This window comes from Fictibacillus arsenicus (assembly GCF_001999465.1).
Taxonomy (GTDB): domain Bacteria; phylum Bacillota; class Bacilli; order Bacillales; family Fictibacillaceae; genus Fictibacillus; species Fictibacillus arsenicus.
Genome location: NZ_MQMF01000087.1, coordinates 1 through 602 on the forward strand (window position 1 = coordinate 1; position 602 = coordinate 602).

1 protein-coding gene is annotated in these 602 nt (G+C 76.4%); it reads left to right on the forward strand.

All coding sequences use genetic code 11. The features are described 5' to 3' along the window. Positions 1–469: FAD-binding oxidoreductase (locus tag UN64_RS21950; protein WP_216352822.1), on the forward strand; the 469-nt coding region annotated here is incomplete at its 5' end. Between the last annotated feature and the right edge of the window lie 133 nt (positions 470–602).

Consider the following 602-nt stretch of genomic DNA (forward strand, 5'->3'; position numbering starts at 1 on the left):
GACCGGATCCTGGAGGTTCTCCCCCGCGGACCGCGTGGCCGTCGTCGAGCCGGGGATCCTCAACGGGGCGCTGAACGCCGCGCTCGCCGAGCACGGGCTGTGGTGGGCCCCGGACCCCGCGTCGAAGGACATCTCCACGGTGGGCGGCAACATCGCGATGAACGCCGGCGGGCTGCTGTGCGCCAAGTACGGCGTGACGCGCGAGGCGGTGCTGGGCCTGGACGTGGTGCTCGCGGACGGCACCCTGCTGCGGCTGGGCCACCGCACCGTCAAGGGGGTGACCGGCTACGACCTGGTCGCGCTGATGATCGGCTCGGAGGGCACGCTCGGCGTGATCGTGGGCGCGACGCTGGCGCTGCGGCCGGCCGTGCGCGGCGTGCCGGTGACGCTCGGCGGGTTCTTCCCGGACGTCGTCGCGGGCGCCGCCGCGGCCGAGGCGATCACCGGGGCCGGTCACGTGCCCGCCTGATGGAGCTGATGGACGAGGCGACGCTCGCCGCGGTGCGCGCGCACGCGGGGCCCGAACGCGGGGCCGCCCTGCCCGAGTCCGGCGCGTTCCTGCTGGTGCAGGCCGACGGCGCCGGCGCCGAGGCGGACGGGGA